Raw genomic sequence first — 1,073 nt, forward strand, 5'->3', positions numbered from 1 at the left:
CAAGTGAACATACTCAAGTCTGTCAAATCTATCTAAGCGTCTGTCCAAAAACTCTAACTGATCAAGAATCGTATCATCTGAAAATGAGGAAGATAAGTTAAATTTACCCTATAATAGTTACTATTTCCTATTATTTTATATTTAATATTTTTTTACTTTATCAAAAAATACCATATCTCATGATGAATAGTAAAAGAAACAGTGGTTCTGATAGAACCACTGTTTCTTTTACTTAAAATTCCTTTGAGAAAAATGGCAAGAATAACTTTACTCCTCGTCTATTAAAAGGTAAAAATTTCATATCCGCAATTAAATGACTTATGTAGCCTAGTATACAAGTAGTGAAAATCCCCTCTATCCCCAAAGATGATTCGAATTGATGAGCAATGACGCCAAAGAAAACGATGCCAGCAATCGAATGCGTATAACTTCTATGAGGTGTGAAAGATGCTAGAATTATATAGATACCTAACAGCCATAACCAGTTTTCCTGTAAAGATAGGCCGCCTCCTAATACCCCTAATCCTGTCAGGGTCAGCATATGCCTTTGCGTTATATATGTAGATATTATAATAATGCCAATTCCTGCTCCTACACCAACCCACTTTTCCGTTTCAGAACCCTCCAAAACGCTATAAATAATCATGAGAATCCCGATGGTTTGTGCTAACGTTCGGATGAACTTGTGTGAAAAGGTAATTCTATTGCTTAACTTTCCGTCAATATCCATGTCGGGCATTAGACCTGAAACACCCCCAACCCCAACTAAGAATAAAGTAGTGGTTGGATCGGTTTGAAGTGTGTTTGCTGTTAAAAATCCCACTGCTGCTCCTAATGCCATATGCGCTGTCCCGTTCACTGTCTCTCTCCTGTTCTTCTAAGAAGTTATCTTACATATCACAATCGAATGTTTGTTCGAACACCTTGCTTTTAACTATACAATATTTTTTACTGAATTTCTTTATTTCTTTTAAAAAAGTGGGATTATTCCTTGATTTCAAAATTAGAAGAACCTTATTCTCTCTTTGTAATGTTCTCAGAATCCTTTGATTTTTGTTCACTCACTTCTAGTC

General features: G+C 35.1%; 1 protein-coding gene. It reads right to left on the minus strand.

Going from position 1 to position 1,073, the window contains the following annotated elements; translation table 11 throughout:
* Window positions 1–232: 232 nt before the first annotated feature.
* A complete protein-coding gene (locus AC1DUW_RS30105; RefSeq protein WP_053346301.1) occupies window positions 233–859 on the minus strand; it encodes a metal-dependent hydrolase in 627 nt (208 codons plus the stop codon).
* Window positions 860–1,073: the final 214 nt, after the last annotated feature.

Source organism: Peribacillus sp. P4_C12 (assembly GCF_056402095.1).